This is a genomic window from Pseudomonas sp. GD03875, assembly GCF_029840585.1.
Lineage (GTDB): Bacteria > Pseudomonadota > Gammaproteobacteria > Pseudomonadales > Pseudomonadaceae > Aquipseudomonas > Aquipseudomonas paralcaligenes.
Genome location: NZ_JAOCCV010000005.1, coordinates 163,725 through 180,484 on the forward strand (window position 1 = coordinate 163,725; position 16,760 = coordinate 180,484).

Genomic DNA, 16,760 nt, shown 5'->3' on the forward strand with positions numbered 1-16,760 from the left:
GACGAGCCGGCCGCCACGCTCGACACCGCTCAACGCAGTCGGACGATCTGCCCTTGCTGTGGCGGCAGGCGGCCGTGCACCAGACCGGAGATGATCTCGGCGGCGGCTTCGTAGCCTTCGTTATGCACCACCTCGACCAGCTGCGTGCCGCTGTTCTCCACGCGCTGGTAGAACTTCACCATGCCCTCGCCGACATAGCGCGAGACACCGCCCGAGCCCCAGTCGACATTGCGCTTGCGCATCTGGATCGGCGCGAAGAACATCTTCGGCTCCGGCCCGCTGGCGGCCTTGTACTCGGCCTCCTCGGTGTTCTGCGCCGAGCCGGCCACGCAGCTGTAGGCCAGCTGGTCGGCGAAGTGCGCATGCACCCGGTCGCGCAGGGCCAGGTCGCTGGAGAAATCGACGTAGACGGTCGGCACGCCGGCATCGAGACGTTCCAGATCCCGATAGGCCACGGCGCTGTCGTAGCAGCCAAGCTGCTCGACGAAGGCGATGTTGCCGGGCGAGGTGAGCCCGATGCACTCGATATCCTGTTCTTCCAGGCAGAACAGGGTGCAGTAGGCGGTCTTGCTGGAGGCGCTGGAGAACACCAGACGCCTGGCGCCGAAGAAGTCGTTGTCGATCAGGAAATCGGCGAGCATCGCCGAGGTCAGGTACAGCGGTTTGAGCAGTGCCTGGAGGTCTTCGTGCGCCGGGCTGTAGTAGGGATCGGCCGAACACAGCGGGTACTGGTTGTACGGCGTCGGCAGCTCGGCACGGTGCTCGTCGAGGGCGCGGAAGCCACGCGGGGTCACACCTGCCTTGATCCGGGCATAGGTGGCGATCGGGTAGTAGCCGTAGTAGCGGGCGCCCACCTCGATGCCCTCTACGCCCGACGCGACCACGTCGGCGAATCCCCACACGGGCATGTGCCCCCAGTCGGCCTCGCCTGTCGGGTAGAAATCCCAGTAGCGCATGGAGTCGCCGAACGCCGCGTAGGTGATGTTGTTGGTGGTCAGCGCGAAATGGCCGGGCTTGAGGATGACCTCTCCGGGTGCCGGAGTCAGGTCGAAGTCGAGGCTGTCGATGCGGCTCTGGTCGAGTGCGCCCTTGTGCGTGAGCAGGCGGGTCAGCTTGACGGATGGGGGCATTTGCGGGTCCTCTGGCGATCGACTGATGATGAGCCACAGGTTAGAGGGCGATGCACAAGAACGGGTTCGGAAACCGCGGCGCAACCAGCACGGAGGCGGAGAGGCCCAGAACCAAGCCGCTCAAGCGTCCACGCCAGGCGCGCGCCCAGTTCACCGTGGAGGCCATCTACCAGGCCTTCGTTCGGATTCTGCAGCGCGACGGCTGGGACGCCGTCACTACCCGCGCGGTGGCGCTGGAGTCGGGCTTCGCGGTGGGCACCCTGTACGAATATTTCCCCGGCAAGGAGGCGCTGCTCTCGGGCTATATCCGCCACTGCATCGAGCAGTTACTGGAGCACATCGACCAGCAGGTGATCGCGCCGCCGCTGGACTGGCGTACCCGGCTATCGCGCCTGCTGCGGCTGAGCTGCGGCCCGCAGGAATCCATGTACCAGCTGTTCACCTATGAGATGGCGGGGCTGGAAACGCGGGTCGCCGAGCCCAAGCACCACCTGCGCGCCTACCAGGAACTGCTCGGCAAGTGGCAGGAGGTATTCGACGCCTGCACGGACCTGCCTCAGCCCACGCCGCCAGTCCGGGTCGAGGCGCTGTTCCTGATGGTCTGGGGCGGGCGGCGCTACGCGGCACTCGGCCAGCTCGACGCCATGCGCCTGCAGGAATGGCTGGAGGAGACGGAGCGCCTGATACAGGGCGCCCTGGAAAGCCCTAGCGCTCCCTGAGCGCCTCCCCCCGCGCCCGGATGATCGGCTTGAGCAGATAGCTCAACACACTCTTGTGCCCGGTGATGATGTCCACCGACGCCACCATCCCCGGGATGATCAGCAGCGGGCTCTCCTCGCTGCCCAGGTGGCTCTTCTCCGTGCGCAGCTGGATCAGGTAGAAGCTGTTGCCTTCCTCGTCGGTGATGGTATCCGCGCCAATCTGCTCCAGCTGGGCCGGCAGGCCGCCGTAGATGGTGTAGTCGTAGGCGGTGAACTTGACCATCGCCTTCTGCCCGGGATGCAGGAAGGCGATGTCCTGCGGGCGGATTCGCGCTTCCACCAGCAGCGTGTCGTCCAGCGGCACGATCTCCACTAGGTCGCTGCCCGGCTGGATCACCCCGCCGATGGTGTTGACCAGCAGCTGCTTGACGATGCCGCGCACCGGCGAAGTGACCAGGGTGCGGTTGACCCGGTCCTCCAGCGCCTTGCCGCTGGCCTGTACCTTGCTCAGCTCGGTGCGCGCCTCGTTGAGCTGGGTGAGCGCGTCGCTGCGGAAGCGCGAGCGGGTCTCGGCGATCTTGCGCTCGACCTCCTTGATCGCCGATTCGGCGCGGGGGATCGCCAGGGTGGTGGCGTCCAGCTGGCCACGGTTCTCCACTTCCGAGCGGCGCAGGCGCAGCACTTCCACTTGGGAGATCGCCCCCTTGGCCACCAGCGGCTCGGACATGTCGATCTCCTGGCGCAGCAGGTTCAGCCCGCGCTGGTACTGGTCGCGCTTGGAGACGTACTCGCGCAGTTCCTGGCGCCGCTGCACCAGCTGCTCCTCCAGGCCTGCCACCTCGTCCTGCAACTGCTGGCGGCGACTCTGGTACAGCGCCTGTTCGCTGGCGGCCAGCCGGGGCACGGCTTCCAGCGCGTTGGCCGGCAGCTCCGGTTCGCGCTCCTCGACCTCCGCGGCCAGCCGCTCCACCCGCAGCAGCAGCGCCAGGCGGTCGGCCTCGGTCTCGCCGACGTTGGAGGCGAAGCGGGTGTCGTCCAGGCGCAGCAGCGGCGCGCCGGCCTCCACCACCTGGCCCTCGCGGACGAACAGCTCGGCGACGATGCCGCCCTCCAGGTTCTGGATCTTCTGCAGCTTGGACGAGGGAATGGCCTTGCCGTCGCCGCGGGTGACTTCGTCGACCACGGCGAAATGCGCCCACAGCAGGGCGAACAGGCTGAAACCGATCAGGCTCCAGAGGGTCAGGCGCACCAGGCGCGGGGCGTCCTCGATCAGCGCCTTGCGCACCTCCGGCAAGGGCTGCCCGGCCAGGGATTCGCGGCCGCGGAAGTAGCCGCGCAGCTGCTGGGAGAAGCTGTCACGCCACATGGATGCGACCTCCCTTGAGCGCGTCCATCACCTCGGCCTTCGGCCCGTCGGCGACGATGCGGCCGCGGTCGATCACCACCAGCCGGTCCACCAGACTGAGCAGCGAGGTGCGGTGGGTCACCAGCACCAGGGTCTTGTCGGCGATATAGGGCTTCATGCGCTGTTTGAGGCGCTCCTCGCCGGTGTTGTCGAGCGCGCTGGTGGGCTCGTCGAGCAGCAGGATCGGCGGGTCGAGCAGCAGCGCGCGGGCCAGGGCCACGGCCTGGCGCTGGCCGCCGGAGAGCAGCTGGCCGCGCTCGCCCACCGGCAGTTCGTAGCCCTGCGGGTGCAGGCGGGCGAACTCGTGCACCCCGGCCAGCTCGGCGGCCTGCAGCACCAGCTCGTCCTCCACGTAGCGGGCGCCGCTGACCAGGTTGTCGCGCAGGCTGCCGGAGAACAACTGGATGTCCTGGGCGACGTAGCCGATGTTGTGGCGCAGGTCGCCGACGTCCAACTGGCGCACGTCCACGCCGTCCACCAGCAGGTGGCCGGCATCGGCCTGGTACAGGCCCACCAGCAGCTTGGCCAGGGAACTCTTGCCCGAGCCGCTGCGGCCGATGATGCCGACCTTCTCGCCGGGCGCGATGCGCAGGTCGATGCCGCTGAGGGCTGCGCCCTGCTGCTGCGGGTAGCGAAACTCCAGCTGGCGGCATTCGATGGCGCCGCGCAGTTGCGGACGGCTGAGGGTGCGGGCCTGCTCCTCGCGCTCCTGCGGCAGCGCCATCATCTGGTCGATGCTCTGCATGCTCACCCGCGCCTGCTGGTAGCGGGTGAGCAACCCGGACAACTGGCCGAGCGGCGCCAGCGCGCGGGTGCCGAGCATGTAGCAGGCGATCAGCCCGCCCATGCTCAGCTCCCCGGCGATGATCAGGTACACGCCGAGGACGATGGTCACCACCCCGGCCAGCTGCTGGATGAAGCCGGTCAGGTTGAGCGCCAGGCTCGACAGCATGCGCGCGCGCAGCTCCAGGCGGCCGAGGGTGCCGATGGTCTGCTCCCACAGATACTGGCGCTCGCTCTCGGCGTTGTTGACCTTGACCGCGTCGAGCCCGGCCAGGGTCTCGATCAGGCTCGACTGGCGCTCGGCGGACAGCGCCATGGTGCGCTCCATGGTCTCGGCCAGCGGCCGCTGCAGCAGCCAGCCGAGGCCCAGGGCCAGGGGGAAGGCCAGCAGCGGAATCCACACCAGGTGGCCGCCGAGCCAGGCGATCACCGCCAGCACCAGCAGGGTGAACGGCAGGTCGATCAGGCTGGTCAGGGTCAGCGAGGCGAGGAAGTCGCGCAGCACCTGGAACTCGTGGATGTGCTGGGCGAAGCTGCCGACCCGCGCCGGGCGCACCTTCATGGCCATGCCGACGATGCGCTGGTACAGGCTGGCGGAAATGATCAGGTCGGTCTTCTTGCCGGCCAGGTCCAGGCACAGGCCGCGCATGGTCTTGAGCAGCAGGTCGAACAGGAAGGCGCCGGAAATGCCCACCGCCAGCACCCACAGGGTGGCCTCGGCCTGGTTCGGCACCACCCGGTCGTAGACGTTCATCACGAACAGCGGGGCGAACAGGCCGATCAGGTTGATCAGCACGCTGGCCGCCACCGCGTCGATGTACAGCCAGCGCGAGCGCGCCAGGGTGTCGCGGAACCAGGCGCGGGTGCGTGGGATCAGGCTCTCGCGGTCCTGGTCGAAGGCGTGGCGTGGCTGGGCGAAGAACACCTCGCCGCTGTAGTCCTCCTCCAGCAGGTCGAGGGCCACGCACACCTCGCCGCCGTCGCTCTCGCCGAGCAGCAGGCGCGCCTGCTCACCCTCGCGGGCCAGGAGGACGGCGGAGCGACCCTCCTTGAGCAGCAGCAGTGCCGGCAGGGCGATGGCCGGGATCTGCCGCAGCGGCCGGTGCAGCCAGCGTCCCTGCAGACCGGCGCGGGCGGCGGCGCGGGGCAGCAGCTCGGGCGACAGGCGCTGGGCCGGCAGCGGCAGGCCGGCGCTGAGCATGGCCCGGGTGGCCGGGCGCCGGTGCAGCGCGCAGAGCGCCAGCAGGCCGTCCAGCAGCGGGTCGTCATGGCGCGCACGGGGGTCGCCCAGATGCAACGTCGGGTGGGGCACGGCGGACACGGGCTGGCTCTCGGTACTGCTCATCGGGTTCCCTCCGGCGAGCCCGGCCCGCCAACTCCTTCAGGTTCCACGCGCCCCGCCGCCGCGGCCGGCGACGCGACCGTTGATCGGGACCGGGGAAGACGCCGCGCAATAGCAAAGTGACATGGCGGGGGCGATTGTTTAGCATGGCCGCCGCATGGTCAATACTTTGGCATTAACACAATAACCGCCAGGAATATGACAGATTTCTGGCGATAAAAAGTTGCCGCACCGTAGCGGACACGACGCCGGCGTCTCGCCGGGATGCATCGGGAAGCCTGCGGAAGCCAGACAAAGGAGAGTCCGTCATGAGCAATGTCATCGCTGTTGTGAAAACCGTCGTCGGCCAGGTGATGGCCCTGTCTCCCGACGGTGTCCGGCGCCTGCTGGTCGAGGGCGACCGCCTGTTTCGCGGCGAACAGGTGCAGACCGGCGAGGCCGGGCGGATCAGCCTGACGCTCGATGACGGACGGGCCGTCGACCTGGGCCGCGCCAGCCAGTGGCCCGCCCCGGTCGGGGACCAGCCCGCTACCCCCGCCGCCCAGGCGGAAGCCGTCAGCGATGCACCCTCGGCGGAAGAACTGCAGCAGGCCATCGCCGCCGGCGCCGACCCGACTACCGAGCTGCCGGCCACCGCCGCCGGCGCCAACCCCGGCACCACCAGCGGCAGCAGCGGCATCGCCGGCGGCCATGGCTTCGTGATGCTGGACGCCACTGCCGCCGAGCTGGACCCGCAGGTAGGCTTCGAGACTCGCGGCCTGGACTTCGCCCCCCACACCCTCGAGCGCGACGAGCGCATCGACGACTTCGTCCCCGCCGCCGCGACGGAACCGCCGCCCATCGAGCCGGAACCGGAGCCGGAAGCGCCGGAGCCGCCCGTGGAGGAACCCGAGCCGCCGGTCACCCCGCCCGGCCCGGTCACCAACACCCCGCCGGTGGCTGTCGCCGACAGCTACACCCTGGCCGAGGGCGGCTCGATCAGCGGCAACCTGCTGAGCAACGACTTCGATGCCGACGGCGACAGCCTGGTCATCACCGGCTTCACCCTGAGCACCCAGCCGCTGGTCGGCCAGCCCCTCGGCAGTCCGGTCGCCATCCCCCTCGTCGGCACTCTGCAGGTCAATGCCAACGGCAGCTTCAGCTTCACCCCGCTGCCCAACTACCACGGCCCGGTGCCGGTCATCACCTACACCATCAGCGATGGCAGCAGCAGCGCCAGCACCACCGTCAGCATCGACGTCACGCCGGTCAACGACCCACCCTTCCACCACGTACCGCAGGCGCAGACCACCCCGGAAGACACGCCGCTGACCTTCTCCCTGCTGACCAGCAACGCCCTCGGCGCCTTCGACGTCGACCTGGACACGCTGACCACCACCCTGAGCGTGCAGCACGGCGTGCTGGAAGTGGGCCTCAACCTGCTCGGCGTCACGGTCAGCGGCAGCGGGACCGGCACCCTGGTGCTGACCGGCGGCCACGTGGCGATCAACAACGCCATGGCCCAGCTCACCTACACCCCGGACGCCAACTACCACGGCCCGGACACCCTGACCATCAGCAGCAGCGACGGCCAGGCGACCGCCACCGACAGCGTCGCGATCACCGTCACCCCGGTCAACGACCCGCCACTGGCCGCGCCGGAAACCAACAGCGGCCCGGAGGACAGCGTGGTCAGCGGCAACCTGCTGACCCACGCCAGCGACGTGGACGGCGACGCCCTGAGCATCACCGGCTTCCGCTTCGCCGCCGCACCGCTGGTGCAGCACCCGGTGGGCACGCCGGTGCAGATACCACTGGTCGGCACCCTGCGGATCGACAGCGACGGCACCTACACCTTCACCCCGCTGCCCAACTACAACGGCACCGTGCCCCAGGTGATCTTCACCCTCAGCGACGGCACCGACAGCGCCAGCTCGACCCTGGACATCACCATCACCCCGGTCAACGACGCACCGCTCATCCACGTGCCGCAGGCGCAGACCACCCCGGAGGACACCAGCAAGGTCTTCTCCCTGGCCACCAGCAACGCCCTCGGCGTGTTCGACCCGGAACTGGACAGCCTCACCGTCACCCTCAGCGTTACCCACGGCGTACTCGACGTCGGCCTCAACGGGCTCGGCGCGGGCGTCAGCGGCGCTGGCACCAGCACCCTGGTGCTGACCGGCAGCCAGGCGGCGATCAACAACGCCATGGCCCAGCTCACCTATACCCCGGCCCCCGACTACAACGGCCCGGACACGCTGACCATCCTCGCCAGCGACGGCACCGACACCAGCACCGACGCGGTGGCCATCACCGTCACCCCGGTCAACGACGCCCCGACCACCAGCGACCTGGGCCTGGTCACCGACGAGAACGTGCCGATCAGCAGCACCGTCACCGGCGCCGACATCGAGGGCGACACGCTCAGCTTCACCGCCACCGGCGCACCGAGCAACGGCAGCGTGGTCCTCAACCCGGCCACCGGCGCCTTCACCTACACCCCGAACGCCGGCTACAACGGCCCGGACAGCTTCGTCGTCACCGTTTCCGACGGCAACGGCGGCTTCGCCACCAGCACCGTGACCATCGGCGTCAACCCGCTCAACGACGCGCCGGTCTCGCTGGCCGACAGCATCGTGGTCGCCGAGGGCGGCACCGCCACCGTGCTGGTCGACGGCACCACCAGCGTGCTGGCCAACGACAGCGACGCCGACGGCGACCCGCTCAGCGCAATCCTGGTCTCCGGCCCCGTCAACGGCACCCTGACGCTGAACGCCGACGGCACCTTCAGCTACACCCACAACGGCAGCGAGACCACCGCCGACAGCTTCACCTACCGGGCCAACGACGGCACCGTCGACGGCAACATCGTCACCGTCAGCATCGGCATCACCCCGGTCAACGATGCGCCCCAAGCCGTCGACCTGTCGGCCAACGCCGTTCAGGGCGGCGCGCCGGTGGTCATCGCCCTGTCCGGCAGCGATCCGGATGTCGGCGACGCGGTGGACAGCTTCCGCATCACCTCACTGCCCGACCACGGCACCCTGCAGATCAACGGCGTGGCCGTCAGCGCAGCCGCCGTCGCCGCGGGCACCGCCGTGATCAGCGCGGCCGACGCCGCCAGCGGCCTGCTGACCTACCTGCCGCCGGGCGACTTCGACTCGACCAACGACGGCCCCGCGCCCACCTTCGGCTACCAGGCCTTCGACGGCGACGCCTACAGCGCCGAGGCGACCGTCACCGTCAACGTCGCCGACGCGGCGCCCGTGGCGGTGGACGACTTCGTGGTGCTGACCGAAGGCAGCACCGCGGCCACGGTCAACCTGGTGATCATGCTGGACACCTCGGCGACCATGGTCAGCCCGTTCCTCGGCGGCGTGGTCAGCCTGCCGGGCGGCGGCACCACCACGCGCCTGGCCCTGGCCCAGAACGCCCTGGAGAACCTGATCACCAGCTACGGCGGCAGCCTGCAGAACGTGATGCTGGTGACCTTCGACGACAACGCCACCTACCACGGCTGGTTCAACGACCCCGCCGCCGCCATCGCCGCCATCCGCGGTGTCGGCACCGGCATCGGCACCAACTTCGACGACGCCCTGAGGCAGGTCCAGGCCAACTACGGCACCCCGCCGGACGTCGACCACACCTACGTCTACTTCCTCTCCGACGGCTACCCGGCCACCCCGCTGGGCGCCAACCGGCCCTCGGTGTCGATCTCCTCCAGCGAGCGGGACGGCTGGGTGGACTTCCTCACCGACAAGGGAGTGGATTCCGTCTACGCAGTGGGCATCGGCAGCGAACTGGTCAACGACTACGCCAAGAGCAACCTGGACACCGTGGCCTGGTCGCCGAGCGGCAACCCGCCGCTGACCTGGAACACCGACGACGGCCTGCTCCACGACCCGGGCGACTTCGTCCAGGAAAGCACCGTACACAACCCCAACACCATCGTGGTGGTCAACCCGCTCGACCTCAACGGCGTGCTGCAAAGCACCGTGCAGGTCGGCGGCCTGCTCGACGGCAGCGTCTCCGGCAACGTCGCCGACGACTTCGGCGCCGACGGCGCGGCCGCCCAGAAGATCGTCGCGGTCAGCCTGGACAGCGATGGTGACGGCACCGGCGACCTGCCCGCGACCTTCGACGGCGACTTCTACCAGCTGGACCTGGGCGCCGACATCGGCCTGCTGAAGATCGACGCCCACAGCGGCAACTACAGCTTCAACCCGGTCACCGGCTTCAAGATCACCCAGGACGTCACCTTCAAGGTGCTCTACACCATCGCGGACGGCGACGGCAGCCAGGCCACCGCCACCCTCCACCTGACCCTGGAAAGCGGGGCCACCGGCGGACGCATGGCCCCGCTCGCCAGCGGCGCGGCGGACGACGCAAGCAGCGCCGCCCTGCTGCTGGACGAGCGCGAGGACGCCCTGCTGATCGCGGACGACGCCTTCGACCACCCGGCCGACGATACGTCGTCCGGCAGCGGCCTCGAACCGAACCAGGAGAGCATCGACCTCAGCGATCTGTTGCAGGAAGACGGCGGGGATATCGGCGCCTACATCGCGTTCGAGGCCGGCACTGACATTCCGCCTCCGGTCGTGGAAAGCCCCCTGCCGGGCGGCGGGGGCGATGGGCTGCCGCTGGACGGCGGCGATCCGGGCATCCTGCCCGCGGCGATCATCAACTCGCTGGTGGCCGGCGCCGATCCGTCCGCCAGGCTGGACGCATAACGCGACGGGGCGGGCCTCCTGACCCGCCCCGTCGTCGCCTCAGCGCCTCATCGCCCGGCCGCGTATCTCGTGGTGCGGGCGGTGGTGCGGCTGCCGCCAACCGTCGTGGCGCTGCCAGCCGCGCCGGTCGTCGTAACGTGGCCGCCAGTCGGCGCGCGGCCTGTGGTTGTCGTGGCGACGGTACTCGCCGTGCCAGCGGTAGTGGCCGTCACGGCCCGGCGCGTAGTGGGAATGGCGCCGCTCCTGGTAGCGATCGCGGTGCCAGCGGTAGTCGCGATCATCGTAGCCCCGGGGCAGCGGACGAACCTCCTGGTAATACACCTCGTGACCCGGCGCATAGCCACCGCCATAGGCGACGCAACCGCTGGCAGCGAACCCGAGCACGAGGCAGAACAGCATTCGACGAATCATGGCGGCCTCCTTCGACCGCGGAGCAAGCGCCGGCCGACGCCGGCGCCCAGGCATGCACCTGTTCGTGAGACCCCGCCAGAGGGCAGGCCGCATGCGATGCACGGCAGCCAATTGCGTCAATTTGCTACGCCCGGTCCGGAAACGCGAAGGCCCCATGCCGGTGGGCATGGGGCCTTCGCGGGAAACCGGCGGACAGCGTCTCGGCCCGCCAGCGGATGCCTCAGCGGATGTGGGCGTCCTGGTATTCCTTCTCAGCCTCGTCGAAGCGTTTCAGCATGCTCTGGCTCGGGCCATTGCCGATACGGCTGAACACCAGGATGGCGATGGTGCCGAGGATGAAGCCCGGGATGATCTCGTACAGGCCCAGGCCGATCCAGTTCTTCCAGATGATCACGGTCGCGGCGCCGACCACCATGCCGGCCAGGGCGCCGTTGCGGGTCATGCCCTTCCACATCAGCGACAGGATCACCACCGGACCGAAGGCGGCGCCGAAGCCGGCCCAGGCGTAGGCCACCAGGCCCAGTACCTTGCTCTCCGGGTTCTGGGCGATGAGGATGGCGATCACCGCGATCAGCAGCACCATGCCGCGGCCGACCCAGACCAGTTCCTTCTGCGAGGCGCCCTTGCGCAGGAAGGCCTTGTAGAAGTCCTCGGTCAGGGCGCTGGAGCAGACCAGCAGTTGGCAGCTCAGGGTGCTCATCACCGCGGCCAGGATGGCGGACAGGACCACGCCGGCGACCCACGGATTGAACAGGATCTTGGTCAGCTCGATGAACACGCGCTCGCCGTTCTCGGTCACCGGGCCGGCCAGAGCCGGGTTGTTGGCGAAGTAGGCGATGCCGAAGAAGCCCACGGCCACGGCGCCGCCCAGGCACAGGATCATCCAGGCCATGCCGATGCGGCGCGCGGCCGGGATCGACTTGACCGAGTCGGCGGCCATGAAGCGCACCAGGATGTGCGGCTGGCCGAAGTAGCCCAGTCCCCAGCCCATCAGCGAAATGATCGCGATGAAGGACAGGTTGCGGAACATGTCGAAGTTCGCCGGGTTGGCCTGCTCGATGGTGGTCATCGCAGTATCGAAGTCGCCCAGGGCGAGGATCACGAACACCGGGGTGATGAGCAGGGCGAAGATCATCATGGTGGCCTGCACGGTGTCGGTCCAGCTCACTGCCAGGAAGCCGCCGATGAACACGTAGAGGATGGTCGCCGCGGCGCCGACCCACAGCGCGGTGCCGTAGGACAGGCCGAAGGTGCTCTCGAACAGGCGCGCGCCGGCCACCACGCCGGAGGCGCAGTAGATGGTGAAGAACACCAGGATCACCAGCGCCGAGAAGATGCGCAGGACCTTGCTGGTGTCCTCGAAGCGGTTGGTGAAGAAGTCCGGCAGGGTCAGGGCGTTGCCGTTGTGCTCGGTCTGCACGCGCAGGCGGCCGGCGACGAACAGCCAGTTGAGCCAGGCACCGATGATCAGGCCGATGGCGATCCAGCTCTCGGAGATGCCGGCGACGAAGATGGCGCCCGGCAGGCCCATCAGCAGCCAGCCGCTCATGTCAGAGGCGCCGGCGGATAGCGCGGTGACGAAGCTGCCGAGGCTGCGGCCGCCGAGGATGTAGTCGGAGAAGTTCTTGGTGGCCAGGTAGGCGGCGAAGCCGATTGCGATCATCGCGGCGATGTACACCACGAAGGTAATCAGCATGGGGGTGCTAGCTGTCATGGGGTGGATACCCTCTCGCTTGTTGTTATGCGCCGCGGCCGGTAGCCCGCGACGGGTTGGCGAACACGCCCGCTCGTGGCGGACGCTGGAACACCCCGATCGTTGAACCGGGGCCGTGCAAGGCGGACGCCCGCAAGCGGCGCCACATCACATCGCTCCCCTCCCGGAAACGACCGCAGCGCCCGCATCCCGTGCCCTGCCGAAAGCGGCAACGGAGCGGGGCTCTCTCTTCGGTTGTAGCCCATCGCCGAGGCGACACAAGCGCAACGCGAAAACCCTGCCCCCGGAGCGGGATGCAGGACTCTAGTGACAGCCACGTGACGGGTTCTTGCGAAAAGCTCCGGAGTTTTTTCGCAAAACTCCGGAGTGCGGGGCGCATCGATGGGAGCCAACGATGGGATCTGCGCGCGCGGCTCAGAGACGCACGTTGCCGCGCGGCCCGGCCAGGGCCCAGATGATCAGGCCGAGCACCGGCAGGAACAGGATCAGCAGCACCCAGAGAACCTTCTTGCCGGTTTCCGTGCTGCTCTTGACCACGTTGATGATCGCCCAGATGTCCAAGGCGAGGATGATCAGACTGACCAGACCGCTGAGGGTGGAACCCATGACGACACTCCTGTGACGAGGGAAGGTCCGGAAAAGGATAGCCGCCACCCGCGGGAACGCCCTCTTTCGCGCCCAGCGAAACGCGAAACACCCGAAAAAACACTTACATGCGACATATTCCTACGTTTTTACGACAGCATGTGACTCCAAGGTCAGGATTGATCATCCATTGTTCACAGGCCGCGGCAATACGTGCTTTCGCAGGCCAGATCGCACATTGGGCATCCTCGGAGAACAGACCCATGAACACCTCGCTCCGCGTCAACGAAGCACTTCTGATCGCAGGCCGCGCCTTCCAACCCTTCCAGTGCGTGGCCTGGCAGCCGCAGGACGGCACTGGCGAACTCAACCTCACGGTGATCGACCGCACCAACAACCGGGTCGGCCAGGCTTGCATCGACAGCCGCACCTACCGCGACCCGGAACAGCTCGCCAACGCCCTGACCCGCTCGCGCGAGCAGATCAGCAGCCAGGGCTACTCCCTCGATCCCTGGAGCATGCCCGAGTAACACTTTCGCCCCCGGCCTGCCGCACCACCCGAAGCCCCCTCGGCCACCTGGTCGAGGGGGCTTCGCTTTTCTCGAACCTAACGCCTGCCGTCCCGTCTACTCACTAGGTCTGTCGATTTCGGCGCGACTGCGCTACCGATCGACAAACCCTCTCAACCACAGACGGAGAGAGCAGCATGAGCAGCGCCATCACCCTCGAAGAAGCCATGGCCATCGTCGAACAGGCCTTCCTGCCGCACGCCTGCGAGACCCGGGCGGACCGCGAGGACGCCAGCTTCTCCTTCCGCGTGTTCGACGACAGCGACGTGGAGCTGCTGTCCCAGGCCCACGTGGCGCGCTCGCAGTACGGCGACCCCACCCGCCTGGCCGGCCTGATCGAGCTGGCGCGCCTGGAGCTGAGCAAGGACGGCTACGAGCTCACCCCCTGGTCGATGCCCTGGAGCAACCCGCAGATCGGCTGAGGACTCGCCTTGGAAGCCTTCGACTGGCAACGCATCCTGATTCACGACTTCCCGCTGGCGTTCCTCGGGGAAGTGGCGCTGAGGGCCGCCTTCGCCTACCTGGCGGTGTTCGTGTTCCTCAAGATCTCCGGCCGGCGCGGCGTACGCCAGCTGTCGGTGTTCGAGCTGGTGGTGATCCTCACCCTCGGCTCGGCAGCCGGCGACGTCTCCTTCTACGACGACGTGCCGCTGCTGCCGGTGATCGTGGTGTTCGCCACCCTGCTCCTGCTCTACAACCTCACAACCCGGGTGATGAAGCACAGCCCGCGCTTCGGCGGCTGGGTCGAGGGCAAGCCGGTGGTGATCATCCGCGACGGCCTGTTCGAGCTGGGCACCCTGGACGAGCAGAACATCTCCAGCGACGAATTCCACATGGAGCTGCGCCGCGCCGGCGTGGAACACCTGGGCCAGGTACGCCTGGGCATCCTCGAAGTCGACGGCGACCTGAGCCTGTACTTCTTCCCCGCCGAGGCCACCCGCAGCGGCCTGTCGGTGCTGCCCGAACCGCTCAACCCGACCTATCGACAGGCGCCCGGGGACGGCCTGTACGCCTGCGTCCGCTGCGGCCATCCGCAGCCCCAGCAGGCCGGCCAGGGCTGCGCCTGCACGCGCTGCGGCGGCACGCTCTGGAGCCGGGCCCTGGACGGGGAGCGCGAACCATGAGCGATCAACAGGTCCCGCCCCTGGCCAAGGGCACGCGGCCGCTGCCCGCCGACGAGCGCGAGGACACCGGCACCGCGCTGTGCCCGCCGCTGCCACCGGACCTGGTGTATGTCGACGACCGCCAGGCGGGCATCCGCCGGCGCAAGCTGCGCGGGCGCTTCGCCTACTTCGACGCCGACGGCGAGCGCATCCGCGACGAAGACGAAATCCACCGCATCAACGCCCTGGCGATTCCGCCGGCCTACACCGACGTGTGGATCTGCCCCGACCCGCGCGGCCACCTGCAGGCGGTCGGGCGCGACGCCCGCGGGCGCAAGCAGTACCGCTACCACCCGCGCTGGCGCGAGGTACGCGACTGCAACAAGTACGAGCGCCTGCTCGACTTCGGCCGCACCCTGCCCGGCCTGCGCCGCCAGGTGGAAAGCCACCTGGCTCTGCGCGAGCTGGGCCGCGACAAGGTGATGGCCACGGTGGTATCGCTGCTCGACTCCACCCTGATCCGGGTCGGCAACCCGCAGTACGCGCGGGACAACAAATCCTTCGGCCTCACCACCCTGCGCAACCGTCATGTGCAGGTGAACGGCGGCGCCATCCGCTTCCACTTCCGCGGCAAGAGCGGCATCGAGCACCGCGTCAGCCTCACCCACCCGCGCCTGGCGCGGGCGGTGCGGCGCTGCATGGAGCTGCCCGGCCAGCAGCTGTTCCAGTACCTGGACGAGAACGGCGAGCGGCGCGGCGTCAGCTCGGCGGATGTCAACCAATACCTGCAGACCCACGCCGGCGCCGACTTCACCGCCAAGGACTACCGCACCTGGGCCGGCACCGCCCTGGCGCTGCAGCGCCTGCGCGAGCTGCGCCCGACCAGCGCCACCGAGGCCAAAAGCCAGGTGGTGGACGTCACCCGCCAGGTGTCGCGCCTGCTCGGCAACACCCCGGCCATCTGCCGCAAGTGCTACATCCACCCGGCGGTGATCGACGCCTTCCTCGACGGCAGCCTGGCCGAACTGCGCGCCGCGCGGCCGCGCCAGGGGCTGCGCGAGGAAGAGAGCCTGCTGCTGCGTTTTCTGGAGAAGCTGGCCAGGGCCGACTGAGCCGTTTGGCAAGATCTGTGGGCCTGTTGTCCTTGTTGCCAGACGGGCGCCGGTCCAGACTGGCCTCCAGCCAATGGAGGAGCGCCCCGGTGAAGACCGTCGCCAGCCTGATCTACCCCGACGTGATGAGCCTCGACATCACCGGCCCGCTGCAGGTGTTCGCCTCGGCCAACGTCGAACTGCGCCGCCTCGGCCAGGCCGAGGCCTATCGCCTGCTGGTGCTGGCCGACGAGGCCGGGCCGGTGGCAACCTCCGCCGGCCTGCGCATCGTCGCCGACCGCGCCTGGCGCGACTGCGCGCCCGGCGAACTGGACACCCTGCTGGTGCCCGGCGGCCTGGGCGAGACGGTGCAGTGCGCCAACCTGCCGCTGCTGGCCTGGCTGCGCGACGTGGAGCCACACACCCGGCGCCTCGGCTCGGTGTGCTCCGGCGCGCTGATCCTGGCCGCCGCCGGCCTGCTCGACGGCCGCCGCGCCACCACCCACTGGGCCGATGTGGCGGCCCTGTGCTGCCACGAACGCATCGAGGTGGACGGCGACCGGCTGCACACCTACGACCCGAGCGGCCACGACGGCGACCCCCATGTGTTCACCTCGGCCGGGGTCACCGCCGGCATCGACCTGGCCCTGGCGCTGGTCGAGGCCGACCTGGGCCGCCCTCTTGCCCTGGCCGTGGCCCGCCGCCTGGTGATGTTCCTGCGCCGCCCCGGAGGACAGGCGCAGTTCAGCGCCCTGCTCGCCCCGGACCCCAGCCGCACGCCGCGCCTGCTCGGCCTGCTCGAATGGATGGCCCAGCACCTGTCCGCCGACCTGTCGCTGGAGGCCCTGGCCCGGCAGGCCAACCTCTCGCCCCGCAGCCTGTCGCGGCTGTTCGTCCAGGAACTGGGCATGGGGCCCGGCCGCTACGTCGAGCAACTGCGCCTGGAAGCCGCACGCAACCTGCTGCAGGACAGCGGCGCGTCGATCGGCACCGTGGCCCGGCTGACCGGCTTCCGCCACCCGGAAAACCTGCGCCGCACCTTCCACAAGCACCTGTCGGTGAGCCCCCAGGACTACGCCGAACGCTTCGCCTGAGCCTTGAGAAAAGGCTGAACCAACCGTTGTCGCCCCCCCTGTGGGAGCGGACTTGTCCGCGAACAGAGCCGGCACAGCGAAGCTTCGCAGAGCCACGGCACTCGCCAGCGACACTCAATC

The 16,760-nt window shown here is 68.9% G+C and carries 13 protein-coding genes; 7 read left to right on the top strand and 6 right to left on the bottom strand.

Annotated features, from left to right (window positions below; translation table 11 throughout):
• Positions 1–29 precede the first annotated feature (29 nt).
• Positions 30–1,130, bottom strand: a complete 1,101-nt coding sequence (locus N5D30_RS06290) for a DUF2855 family protein (RefSeq protein ID WP_279908206.1) — start codon at positions 1,128–1,130, stop codon at positions 30–32.
• A gap of 50 nt (positions 1,131–1,180) precedes the next feature.
• Here N5D30_RS06290 and N5D30_RS06295 point away from each other — a divergent pair, with 50 nt between their 5' ends.
• Complete coding sequence (locus tag N5D30_RS06295) at positions 1,181–1,849, top strand: TetR/AcrR family transcriptional regulator (RefSeq protein WP_279908207.1); 669 nt, start codon at positions 1,181–1,183, stop codon at positions 1,847–1,849.
• On the opposite strand, the gene N5D30_RS06300 is transcribed toward N5D30_RS06295, so the two are convergent.
• Positions 1,836–3,197 carry an HlyD family type I secretion periplasmic adaptor subunit gene (locus N5D30_RS06300; RefSeq protein WP_279904409.1) on the bottom strand — a complete coding sequence of 454 codons (1,362 nt, stop codon included), beginning with the start codon at positions 3,195–3,197 and terminating at the stop codon, positions 1,836–1,838. The genes N5D30_RS06295 and N5D30_RS06300 overlap by 14 nt on opposite strands.
• Positions 3,187–5,364, bottom strand: coding sequence for a type I secretion system permease/ATPase (locus tag N5D30_RS06305; RefSeq protein WP_279908209.1), 2,178 nt, complete (start codon positions 5,362–5,364; stop codon positions 3,187–3,189). The genes N5D30_RS06300 and N5D30_RS06305 overlap by 11 nt, the downstream gene beginning before the upstream one ends.
• A 305-nt stretch (positions 5,365–5,669) precedes the next feature.
• Between N5D30_RS06305 and N5D30_RS06310 the strand changes: the two genes are divergently transcribed.
• Positions 5,670–10,073: a retention module-containing protein gene (locus N5D30_RS06310; RefSeq protein WP_279908211.1), complete on the top strand. Its 4,404-nt coding sequence runs from the start codon at positions 5,670–5,672 to the stop codon at positions 10,071–10,073.
• A gap of 39 nt (positions 10,074–10,112) precedes the next feature.
• Here the strand turns inward: N5D30_RS06310 and N5D30_RS06315 are convergent, their stop codons facing one another.
• From N5D30_RS06315 to N5D30_RS06325, 3 genes are all read right to left on the bottom strand, one after another.
• Entirely contained in the window at positions 10,113–10,484 is a 372-nt protein-coding gene (locus N5D30_RS06315; protein ID WP_279904406.1) for a hypothetical protein, read from the bottom strand.
• A gap of 220 nt (positions 10,485–10,704) precedes the next feature.
• Entirely contained in the window at positions 10,705–12,198 is a 1,494-nt protein-coding gene (gene putP, locus N5D30_RS06320) for a sodium/proline symporter PutP (RefSeq protein ID WP_279904405.1), read from the bottom strand.
• Positions 12,199–12,612: 414 nt separating this feature from the next.
• Positions 12,613–12,804: a PLD nuclease N-terminal domain-containing protein gene (locus N5D30_RS06325; protein WP_279908212.1), complete on the bottom strand. Its 192-nt coding sequence runs from the start codon at positions 12,802–12,804 to the stop codon at positions 12,613–12,615.
• A 242-nt stretch (positions 12,805–13,046) separates the two neighbouring features.
• On the opposite strand from N5D30_RS06325, the gene N5D30_RS06330 reads away from it, so the two are divergent.
• The 5 genes from N5D30_RS06330 to N5D30_RS06350 all read left to right on the top strand — a co-directional run bounded on the left by N5D30_RS06330 (position 13,047) and on the right by N5D30_RS06350 (position 16,640).
• A complete protein-coding gene (locus N5D30_RS06330) occupies positions 13,047–13,313 on the top strand; it encodes a hypothetical protein (RefSeq protein ID WP_279908214.1) in 267 nt (88 codons plus the stop codon).
• A gap of 176 nt (positions 13,314–13,489) precedes the next feature.
• Complete coding sequence (locus N5D30_RS06335; protein ID WP_279904404.1) at positions 13,490–13,774, top strand: DUF1652 domain-containing protein; 285 nt, start codon at positions 13,490–13,492, stop codon at positions 13,772–13,774.
• 9 nt (positions 13,775–13,783) lie between these two features.
• A complete protein-coding gene (locus N5D30_RS06340; protein ID WP_279908217.1) occupies positions 13,784–14,476 on the top strand; it encodes a DUF421 domain-containing protein in 693 nt (230 codons plus the stop codon).
• Positions 14,473–15,567: a DNA topoisomerase IB gene (locus tag N5D30_RS06345; protein ID WP_279908218.1), complete on the top strand. Its 1,095-nt coding sequence runs from the start codon at positions 14,473–14,475 to the stop codon at positions 15,565–15,567. The genes N5D30_RS06340 and N5D30_RS06345 overlap by 4 nt, the downstream gene beginning before the upstream one ends.
• An 89-nt stretch (positions 15,568–15,656) precedes the next feature.
• Positions 15,657–16,640 carry a helix-turn-helix domain-containing protein gene (locus N5D30_RS06350; RefSeq protein ID WP_279908219.1) on the top strand — a complete coding sequence of 328 codons (984 nt, stop codon included), beginning with the start codon at positions 15,657–15,659 and terminating at the stop codon, positions 16,638–16,640.
• Positions 16,641–16,760: the final 120 nt, after the last annotated feature.

Coding starts and splice junctions, on each gene's coding strand:
- N5D30_RS06310 (WP_279908211.1), top strand. CDS start 5,670: ATGAGCAATGTCATCGCTGTTGTGAAAACCGTCGTCGGCCAGGTGATG.
- N5D30_RS06305 (WP_279908209.1), bottom strand. CDS start 5,364: ATGAGCAGTACCGAGAGCCAGCCCGTGTCCGCCGTGCCCCACCCGACG.
- N5D30_RS06330 (WP_279908214.1), top strand. CDS start 13,047: ATGAACACCTCGCTCCGCGTCAACGAAGCACTTCTGATCGCAGGCCGC.
- N5D30_RS06315 (WP_279904406.1), bottom strand. CDS start 10,484: ATGATTCGTCGAATGCTGTTCTGCCTCGTGCTCGGGTTCGCTGCCAGC.
- putP (WP_279904405.1), bottom strand. CDS start 12,198: ATGACAGCTAGCACCCCCATGCTGATTACCTTCGTGGTGTACATCGCC.
- N5D30_RS06300 (WP_279904409.1), bottom strand. CDS start 3,197: ATGTGGCGTGACAGCTTCTCCCAGCAGCTGCGCGGCTACTTCCGCGGC.
- N5D30_RS06345 (WP_279908218.1), top strand. CDS start 14,473: ATGAGCGATCAACAGGTCCCGCCCCTGGCCAAGGGCACGCGGCCGCTG.
- N5D30_RS06335 (WP_279904404.1), top strand. CDS start 13,490: ATGAGCAGCGCCATCACCCTCGAAGAAGCCATGGCCATCGTCGAACAG.
- N5D30_RS06325 (WP_279908212.1), bottom strand. CDS start 12,804: ATGGGTTCCACCCTCAGCGGTCTGGTCAGTCTGATCATCCTCGCCTTG.
- N5D30_RS06295 (WP_279908207.1), top strand. CDS start 1,181: ATGCACAAGAACGGGTTCGGAAACCGCGGCGCAACCAGCACGGAGGCG.
- N5D30_RS06290 (WP_279908206.1), bottom strand. CDS start 1,130: ATGCCCCCATCCGTCAAGCTGACCCGCCTGCTCACGCACAAGGGCGCA.